11 protein-coding genes, 1 tRNA gene and 1 pseudogene are annotated in these 8,898 nt (G+C 41.1%); 3 read left to right on the top strand and 10 right to left on the bottom strand.

Annotated elements, in window-relative coordinates; translation table 11 throughout:
• Positions 1–3 precede the first annotated feature (3 nt).
• The 3 genes from AAC854_RS19995 to AAC854_RS19985 are packed head-to-tail and all read right to left on the bottom strand — an operon-like array spanning position 4 to position 723.
• Positions 4–309, bottom strand: coding sequence for a hypothetical protein (locus AAC854_RS19995; protein WP_340618337.1), 306 nt, complete (start codon positions 307–309; stop codon positions 4–6).
• A gap of 2 nt (positions 310–311) precedes the next feature.
• Positions 312–482: a DUF4222 domain-containing protein gene (locus tag AAC854_RS19990; RefSeq protein WP_340618645.1), complete on the bottom strand. Its 171-nt coding sequence runs from the start codon at positions 480–482 to the stop codon at positions 312–314.
• Positions 475–723 (bottom strand): hypothetical protein, encoded by a 249-nt coding sequence (locus tag AAC854_RS19985; RefSeq protein ID WP_340618338.1) that lies wholly within the window; start codon positions 721–723, stop codon positions 475–477. Before AAC854_RS19985 ends, AAC854_RS19990 begins: the two co-directional genes overlap by 8 nt.
• Before the next feature lie 190 nt (positions 724–913).
• Between AAC854_RS19985 and AAC854_RS19980 the strand changes: the two genes are divergently transcribed.
• Positions 914–1,096 carry a YlcI/YnfO family protein gene (locus AAC854_RS19980; RefSeq protein ID WP_340618644.1) on the top strand — a complete coding sequence of 61 codons (183 nt, stop codon included), beginning with the start codon at positions 914–916 and terminating at the stop codon, positions 1,094–1,096.
• Between the two features lie 538 nt (positions 1,097–1,634).
• Here the strand turns inward: AAC854_RS19980 and AAC854_RS19975 are convergent.
• From AAC854_RS19975 to AAC854_RS19955, 5 genes are all read right to left on the bottom strand, one after another.
• Positions 1,635–2,564 (bottom strand): hypothetical protein, encoded by a 930-nt coding sequence (locus tag AAC854_RS19975; protein ID WP_340618643.1) that lies wholly within the window; start codon positions 2,562–2,564, stop codon positions 1,635–1,637.
• A 43-nt stretch (positions 2,565–2,607) separates the two neighbouring features.
• Positions 2,608–2,862: a helix-turn-helix transcriptional regulator gene (locus AAC854_RS19970; protein WP_340618642.1), complete on the bottom strand. Its 255-nt coding sequence runs from the start codon at positions 2,860–2,862 to the stop codon at positions 2,608–2,610.
• A 115-nt stretch (positions 2,863–2,977) separates the two neighbouring features.
• Positions 2,978–3,886: a hypothetical protein gene (locus AAC854_RS19965; protein ID WP_340618641.1), complete on the bottom strand. Its 909-nt coding sequence runs from the start codon at positions 3,884–3,886 to the stop codon at positions 2,978–2,980.
• A 198-nt stretch (positions 3,887–4,084) separates the two neighbouring features.
• Complete coding sequence (locus AAC854_RS19960; protein ID WP_340618640.1) at positions 4,085–5,299, bottom strand: tyrosine-type recombinase/integrase; 1,215 nt, start codon at positions 5,297–5,299, stop codon at positions 4,085–4,087.
• Positions 5,300–5,473: 174 nt separating this feature from the next.
• Positions 5,474–5,548: transfer RNA gene (locus tag AAC854_RS19955), tRNA-Arg, on the bottom strand.
• Positions 5,549–5,732: 184 nt separating this feature from the next.
• Between AAC854_RS19955 and mlaA the strand changes: the two genes are divergently transcribed.
• On the top strand, positions 5,733–6,485 hold the full coding sequence (gene mlaA, locus AAC854_RS19950) for a phospholipid-binding lipoprotein MlaA (RefSeq protein WP_340618639.1): 753 nt from the start codon (positions 5,733–5,735) through the stop codon (positions 6,483–6,485).
• Between the two features lie 74 nt (positions 6,486–6,559).
• Here mlaA and fadL read toward each other — a convergent pair whose 3' ends face one another.
• Positions 6,560–7,924, bottom strand: a complete 1,365-nt coding sequence (fadL, locus tag AAC854_RS19945) for a long-chain fatty acid transporter FadL (protein WP_340618638.1) — start codon at positions 7,922–7,924, stop codon at positions 6,560–6,562.
• Positions 7,925–8,278: 354 nt separating this feature from the next.
• Here fadL and AAC854_RS19940 point away from each other — a divergent pair, with 354 nt between their 5' ends.
• Complete coding sequence (locus AAC854_RS19940) at positions 8,279–8,575, top strand: YfcZ/YiiS family protein (RefSeq protein WP_340618637.1); 297 nt, start codon at positions 8,279–8,281, stop codon at positions 8,573–8,575.
• A gap of 146 nt (positions 8,576–8,721) precedes the next feature.
• Here AAC854_RS19940 and AAC854_RS19935 read toward each other — a convergent pair.
• Positions 8,722–8,898 (bottom strand): annotated as a pseudogene (locus AAC854_RS19935) (IS982 family transposase); the annotation flags it as partial.

Here is an 8,898-nt window from a genome sequence, read left to right as displayed (position 1 = left end):
GCGTTACCATTTCGGGAATCCCTCGCGGTGATAGATTTCAAAATCCGCATGCTGTGCTGTGTCATTCAGGGCTTCGGCGATCCTTGGCAGATACATCAGGGCTTCACCGATACGGCGTAAATCGTCCCTTGCCTGACAATCAGCATAGTTTTCGTTGTCTGCTGACCAGAAAGCCAGTTCGCCCATTGCGGACATCGCCGCCATCACTGCACTGTGTGCACCGTCTGAATGCTTACGTAAGTCTTTCAGTTCCTCAGTGTCCATAGCGCTAAAGTTGTTGCGTACCAAGTGGTTATAGATATCAGACATAATCAGGCTCTCCCTGCGTAGGTGTATTCTTTAGTGAAACGGCTTACTGGCATGATGCACGGGTTGTTGTAACCATCACGGACAAACGTCACGCGATTAAAGGCGACTGACAGCACCTGAACGGTTTCCCCATTTTTATGGGTGTAGTAGTCATGGGGGGCAGGGTTAGACATGGTTCACCCCCTGAACGGTAGACATATCGCTACGGTTGAAAGGGGTATCGATACCGATATTCCTTGGTTGACGGGAAACGAATATCAGTGAGGGAATGCCTGCCAGCAGACGGGCTTCTCCCTCGCTGTCCGCCAGTACAGTAATCAGGCGCACCGGGTGAATATCCACCAGCCGCTGAGTGCCAGATGCAATTAGGAATGTAAATTTAAGGCGAGTTTGGTTATGCTGTGGGGTATCCATAGCGTAAGCCTCCTTTACGTTGTGGTTAGAGGCTCCGCGTGGACTGCAATCCAGCGGAGCTTTGTTTTTATTGAATGCTGCAACATCCAACTGGCACCCAGTATAAATACAAACTGGCACCCACTTCAACCTTTTTTTTAGAATTATTTTTGTGTATACTGGCACCCATAAGTAAATATGGAGACCAGTAATGACACGTGATAATGTCAATAACAAATCACAAAAGATGAGTGCACGAGTGCCACATGAGGTAGCTGATAACGTAGAATCGTTAAAGGAACCGGGGGAAAGCACGGCGCAATTTATTGTCACCGCATTACAGGGTGAAATCAAACGCCGCCAGCGCAAAACCAAAACATCATCTGAGCAATAACTAACCTCGTCAAAATTATTGACTTGGTTAACTGACCCACAATCAGTAGAGCAGTTTACTAATTGATTTATCCAGTAAAGCAAATGTACTTTACGCCAAAGGGTAGCATTCACCGTGCTATCCTTTTCTTTTTGCACTCTACTAAATGATGACCACAAACTTTGCGCGTCGCTAAAAGATACGAGCAAATTTTGCACTCCTCTTAAAGAGGTGTACAAATTTTGTGAGTCAGTATTACTGCTCTGCAAATTCTGCGAGTAACTAATAGTTACGCACAAATCTTGCGCAATCCCTGATGAACTGGGCAATGTCCGATTTTCGGACATTGGATTTTGCATACCGATATTATCGGCGGCCAAAGTGACGGCCTCGGACAAATCAATGGCTTGCTGTAGATGTGACTGAGCGAAAAATTTCTCTAATTGATTTATAACCACCCCGAAATTATCGGGGAGCCTCAGAGATTGAAGACCCCTTAGCCTCAAGGAGTCACCAGCAATAATTGGATTACTTAAAGTTATAGAATTGCTTCCGTGCATCATTTTACTTCTCTCACTTCAATACCATTAGCCGTATATCCCTGAACCCGAACGCCCTCGACACGGTGACGTTTTTTGGTCAGAAAGCGGATGTGATCGGTATAGACATAGAGCCATTGACCATCTACAGCAATGCGCTCAAAGGTTCTGGTTGGTCGTTTAGTATACTGGACAAATGGAGTTATCTTATTGTTTTTAAAAGGTTCTTTTGGGCGCAAGGGGGTATCTTTCTCTTTGTGCCGATAAACCCAGAAATCTTGATAACTGCCTGTGATTTTTCTGGTGCGAGCCTTGATATAACCCAACCGCTTCATGAGTCGGCTAAATTCTGCATTGTCCTTAATTACCTGTGTGATATACACCAACGACTCACTCCTCCAGCCTTTCGCCTGATAGCACTTCGCCAATTCATGATGGTGTTGTTTATTGAGAATGGTGTATTTGTCTGGCTGGTTTGGATTGCGGTACAAGATCCAGTTATCAACCGCTTGCTTTCGTTGTTTTTGCTCAATCAGTAATGCGAACGTCGCTAAAGGTGTACCATCTTTACGGGTGTTATATTCAGAACTGATTGAAGCGATGATATTTAGGGCATAGCTATCAATATCTTTTAGCTGGACAAATCCATAATAGTTACCACTATTCAAATGGTTAACTGAACACACCTCTGAATGATACTCATAGGACTGCTTATCCTTTCCTGTCAGCCCTGTATCACTTTCTGCATCGTGAACCGATACACCGGAATTAAGCCAAACTAATCCTTGTCCATTGTGACGTAATCCCAAATCAGTGAGTGTACAAATACCTTTGTTAATCGATGACCAGTTACCGGAAATAACCGCTTTGCGAATAATTGAAATATCATCTTGACTATTTTCAGAGTGAGCGAAGCCCTGACCATTTAAGGCCACCTTTTTAGATGTCATATTTTTACCCTGTCTTAATTAATTTGATTTTCGGCTATAGGGGTTATTTACGTTCTCTACTGTCGGTAGGTAATATAAATTTTGACATCACCTCACCACGAGATTCAGCGATGCGTTGTGATATCCAGTCATCTATTTCTGACTCAATAAAAGCAACTGAACGAGTACCGATTTTGACTTGTTTAGGGAATCGGTTATCTGCAATGAGTTTGTAGATCCATGCCTTGCCGTAACCGGTTCTACGCTGAACTTCGGGTAAGCGGATAAGATTTTCTTTAAGTGGTGTTATTGCTGGCATATTGCACTCCTGTTATCGAGTCCTTGATTTACCTTAGTGGACGTTTGTTGATGACAGGGAGAATATACAAAACTTATTTGGCGTTTTTCGTAATATTACAAACTCAGATGTAATATTACAGAACGATATTTTTTAACCAGCCTGATACCGTGTTTCCTGATGGTACGGTAAAACCTTTACTTTCAAGATCAAGCTTTATCTCACCATTATCAATATGGGAGCGTGGATTATTAGCGATATCCTCCCCATAATGAGCTGCTATTAGTGCATATATAAACTCTGCTTGTTTATTAGTCGTTTTAGATGATGCTTTTTTGCTGGCTGGCATACATATAGATACAAATTCATCTATATCCTCTTTTTTAATTGCAAAATATGCGTTTTCTGGCAATCCGATGCATGGAACAAAACTGTCATAAAGATTACCTTTAATCTCAGCGTTTCTTATTTGCTCAAATCGCTCTATATGAGCCTTAAAGAATCCATTTTCTTCTTCGCTTTGAGACTGAGATAATTTCACCAATTCGATCATTTCTCGTTCAAAGTCTATTTTTTGGACAACCTGAAACTTTTTTTCACCATCTGCCAATATTATTCCTTTAGTCTCATATAAAGATCTTTTGGGTTTCGGTAGCCCTTGCTCTTCACTGTATTTTTTTTCTGCCTCGTACTTAATAATTCCAATATGCAAAGCTGACCAGATGCCTTCAGTAAAAATTATTTTTTCACCAATTGGTGTTGCATGAATAATAGGTGTATCAGTCAACAGAGCTTCTTGACTAAGAAGATGAATGTTTGATGTGATAGCTGTCTCTGGTTCGCTAAGTACATGGGACAATGTTTTACTCGTGATTTGCACTTCACGTATAAAGCAGCAAGAGTGAAAAAAGATTGATGGTTTCAACTCACCGTCAGCAATCAGGCGAGCTACGTCAGAAACACCGATATCATCATTAAGTGTTTTTCGTAAGTATTTTGCACATTCATTCAGGTTTAACCATTTTCTTTTCCCCAGTATATCCAACTGCCAACCCCCATGATTTCCATGTCGTTATTTTGTTGTCTACTGAGGTTAATTTTACGTTTTAATCATATAGTTGCAAGTGTACAAAATCAGGTAGTTTTGTGGATAACTATTGAATGGTTTTTCCATTGTTGGCGTAATCAAAGGGCTTGGATGATTATATTTATTAATATTTTAACTAGTCAGATCCCATGAGCATCAAGCATGTTTCTTAAATTTACCGTGAATGACATTATCACCGTTCTCTAATGCTTCCATATAATCCGCATACCATTGCATCATTTCCCGGCGCCCCTCTAAATATTGGGCATGGTTATACGTGCCGCGAATAGAGTTCTTATCGACGTGGGCAAGTTGCGTTTCGATCCACTCAGAGGGGTAATTTTGTTCGTGCAAAATAGTACTCATCGTGTGGCGGAATCCGTGGCTCGTTGCTTGTCCTGTGTAGCCAATTCGCCTAATTAATAAATTTAATGCCATTTCACTCATAGGCTTATTTGCATCATTCCTGCCTTGAAAAACATACTTGCCTTGTCCTGTAATCGGTTTTAGCTGTTTTAAAATAGCAATAGCTTGATTTGATAAGGGAACAATATGAGGACGGCGCATTTTCATTTTTACAGCAGGTATTTCCCATTGCTCTTTATCAAAATCAATTTCTGACCATTCAGCTTTACGCAATTCACCAGGACGGGCACCAATTATCATTTGTAATCGCATCCCCATTTTTACAATAAAACTTCCTGTATAGGCATTTAAGGATTTATAGAACTCAGGGATTTCATCAACAGTTAAAAATGAATAATGTTCTTTTTTATGTGGAGCAAAGGCAGACACTAAATCAGGTGCGGGATTATACTCAGCTCTTCCTGTCACTATTGCATATCGCCATACCTCCCCACAGCGTTGACGCACTTTTCTGAGTTTCTCAGTCGCCCCCCGATCATTCATTCGTGATAAAACAGACATAAGCTCCATTGGCTTAATTTCAGCGATAGGTCTATTGCCTATATAGGGGAAAACATCGTTTTCAAATGTTTCCATCATTTCTTTGGCATAAGAGACTGACCATCTGTCTACACGTTTCTCATACCATTCACGCGTTATGTTTTCAAAGGTATTTTCTATCAAGTTTGCTGCGGATATCTTTGCAGATTTTCTTACGTCGCTGGGATTAATCCCATTAGCAACTAATTTCCTTGCTTCGTCACGTTTGGTTCTGGCCTCGGTGAGTGTTACTACCGGATAAACACCTAATGAAATCATTTTAGTTTTACCCGCGAATTGATAACGATAGCGCCAGCCTTTGGAGCCATTGGTATCAACCAATAAAGATAGCCCGTTACCATCCGCCAGCGTATAGGCTTTTTCTTTTGGTTTGGCTCGTTTGATTACCAAATCTGTTAGCTTCATATGTCACCAATATTGTATAGAAGAAATGTATAAGGAATCTCTATACAAAAAACTATACAACAAATTGTAGAGATTTAGGAAGACGGTTGTAGACTTCGAGAGATCAGAGTTTCTCGTTAGGGTTTGATTTTTCTGGAGGTTGTAGGTTTTAGTAGACGTTGAGAGAGGTTCGTTTGGTGCCCCCTGCAGGAATCGAACCTGCAACTAGCCCTTAGGAGGGGCTCGTTATATCCATTTAACTAAGAGGACAACGGAAACAAGTATACCTGTTTTTTTTGCCGGAGATAAGGTATAGCGAGCTGTTTGCCTATATAATCACCACTCTTTTTGATTACCATTAATGAAAGATTGGCAGTATATTTAACATATTGGGTACATTGACCAGTATGCACTGTGATAGTCGATGTCTAAAAGTAATTATGTGGAGAACAATATGAAGTATCGTCTAAGCGGGGTTGCTCTTTCAGCAGTCTTACTTGTGGGATGTGCCAGTTCATCGAATACAAATGAACAAGGCCGCTCTGATCCACTGGAAGGGTTTAACCGCGCTATGTTCAACTTTAATTATGATGTTCTCGACCCTTATGTTTTGCGACCTGTTGCCGTTGCGTGGCGTAATTATGTGCCAATGCCTGCGCGAAATGGTATTGGAAATTTTACGAGCAACCTTGAAGAACCAGCTAGTATGGTTAACAGTTTTTTACGTGGTGATATTCATGAAGGTGCAAAACACTTTAGCCGTTTCTTTTTAAACACTCTTTTGGGTATGGGGGGGCTTATTGATGTGGCTTCCATGGCGAACCCTAACTTGGCAAAAGAAGATTCAGCGCGTTTTGGTAGTACATTGGGGTACTATAATGTGGGTTATGGCCCGTATGTTGTTCTGCCGGGTTATGGCAGTTTCACACTGCGTGATGAAGGCGGTAACTTTGCGGATATGACTTATCCTGTGTTGAGTTATTTCACCGGCTGGATGTCAGTAGGAAAATGGATGTTTGAAGGGATAGAAACTCGTGCCCGTCTTCTGGATTCTGACGGCCTGTTAAAGAATTCTTCCGATCCTTATTTGATGATGCGTGATGCTTACTTTCAACGCCACGATTTTATGGCCAATGGCGGTAAATTGGAGCCAGAAAAAAATCCTAATGCAGCAAGTATTCAAGATGAGCTAGATTCTATTGATTAATCAGGAAACTACAATCGAAAAAGGATAGCAAATGCTATCCTTTTTTAGATTATGGCATTCAGTTCTAACGAATATTAGAACGTGTAGTTAAAGTTCACGCCATATAACCATGCAGTTCCTTTGGAATCGAACTCATAAGGAGTATTGAATCCTTTCTTCTGAATGTCATCTGGCAGTTTTTCGCTAACATGTACTTTTTTGCCGCGCATATAGGAAACACCAACATCTACAGAAGCATCTTTATTGAATGCGTAAGTGGTTCCCACGCTTAACCAGAAGCGATCTTGATCAGGGATAGAAATAGAGCGATTTTGAGCTGGTACTGGGCTTTCATCGAAAGCGATACCGGTACGGAATGTCCAGTTATCGTCATAGTAGTAAGTTGTACCGAGCGAGATACGGTAAGCATCACGGAAGCCTTCATGCTTCTCAAATGCAACGTTACCTGTATCATTCCTTGTTGCTTTTAATTCCTTAAACTCACTCCAGCCTGTATATAAGAAGCTATAATGGATCGCCCATTGTGGGGCAACACGGTTATAGCCAGAGAATTCCCACATATCAGGTAGGTTCAGATCCAGCTTACCTTTGACTGTTTTACCGTTAGTACCACTTTCAAAGAGTGTTGGGATGTATGGCAAATCATTGCTGTAATCACCGCTTTTGAACTTAACTTTGACTTTTGAACGGTAAGTCAGACTATAGCGGTTATTTTCGTCATATTGATATAGAAGTCCCGCATTCCAGCCATAGCCCCAATCCTTACCTTCTAAACGCCCGCCTTCAGCACTAGCTGGGATTGAAATATGTTCAAGAGCTTTATTACCAGTGGCCTTTCCGAAATCGTTTAGCTGTTTGGTAGCCCTTGGGCCTATTTCACCCATATGACGAACAATTTTGGCATCGGCATAGACAGCATTGACACCCAAGCCAAAGCTGAACTGATCATTAAGTTTGTAAGCACCGCTTAGGTTTAGGTTCACGGTTTTAAGATCAGTTTTACCGCCAATTAGGCCAGCCGTATAGTTATTGCTGAAATTGGTTGCCAGGCCAAAATTGGAAGTCGCAGATGCACCGACAAACCACTGATCATTGATTGGGGTAATGAAATGCAGGTTTGGAATCCAAGCACTTGGTGCGATGTTTTTAGCATCAGTACTCTTGTTGCCGCTTAACGGGGATTTACCTGTAATGTCAACATATGGCTTGACATAAATTAAGCCGCTGGAGAACGATGGGCGATCAAATAAGGTCATGGCTGCAGGGTTACGACTGCCAACGGTAGCGTTTTCAGCGATGACACCTTCCCCAGAAAATGCACGACCTAGTCCTGATGATGAATACTCATTCAATTGAAAACCGGCAGCACTAGCGTTGGATGAGATAACTGCAACCGCCACTGCTAATGCTGAACGTGTAAATAGGTTTTTCTGGCTCATAACCAAAACCTCATTATTTAATTATTATTTAACATGCTACTCAAGTAGCTGAGAGCGCGGGATTGTAGAGTCGATTTGCCACAATGACAAATCAGACCAGTGCACGAAGTATAGGCTTGATAATAGAATATGTTGCAAGAATGTTTTTAAAATATAACCAAAATGATTGCTGAAATGGGACTTGCTTAACAAAAATACGACAACCAGTGTTAATAGAGTGTAAACGGAGATTTGTTAGCGTGATGAGATCAATAAATAGTGAGATAAATGCTGGTAAACAGTGTAAATACTGGTTATCGATAGTCGTGACCACGTAAAATTATCAGCAAGTTTTTACTGTTGGAGAAATAAGAAATGCCTGATGCAATTAACCGCTGTAGTGTAGAAGAAACGGCTGCTTGCTGTTGTGTTGATGTAGGAACTGTCATTGATAATGAAGATTGCACTGCTTCTTATCAGAGTGTTTTTGCCAGTGAGCAAGAAGCTGAAATCATGCTTAATACTTTGATTAAAAAGGCAAAAGAAGTGGAATCAGAGCCATGTGTGATACACCATAGAATCGAAATGGTTGATGGTGGAGCACAATTATCTGTGGATTTCACTTTTAGTTGTCAGGCAGAAGCTCTGATCTTTCAGTTAGGATTGCGCTAATCTACTCTGAATAACCGTTTTCCCATTGTTTTGCTATTTCAAACAGTGGGAAAATTGATTGTCATCTATTGTAGATAATGATCTTTTTTTATATTTCGATCGCACATTCTCCATTCAAGTTGTATAAATTAACGCGATGCTCGACTTTAACACCCTATAACGTTAGCGTGTTGAAGCCAATCGCGTTGTCTTTTACCTTGTTTAAAATTAGTAAAAATGCCCAACGTATGAGAAAGCAGTTTTCTGGCTATTCGATTACTCAAATGCCACAGATCCCGCGCCCAGCACTTCTCGATAGCAAATTGTCCGGCAAGTTGACCTAT

This window comes from Xenorhabdus entomophaga, assembly GCF_037996725.1.
GTDB lineage: Bacteria > Pseudomonadota > Gammaproteobacteria > Enterobacterales > Enterobacteriaceae > Xenorhabdus > Xenorhabdus khoisanae.
The sequence above is the reverse complement of the archived record's forward strand: the minus strand, read 5'-3'. Positions and strand labels throughout refer to the sequence as shown.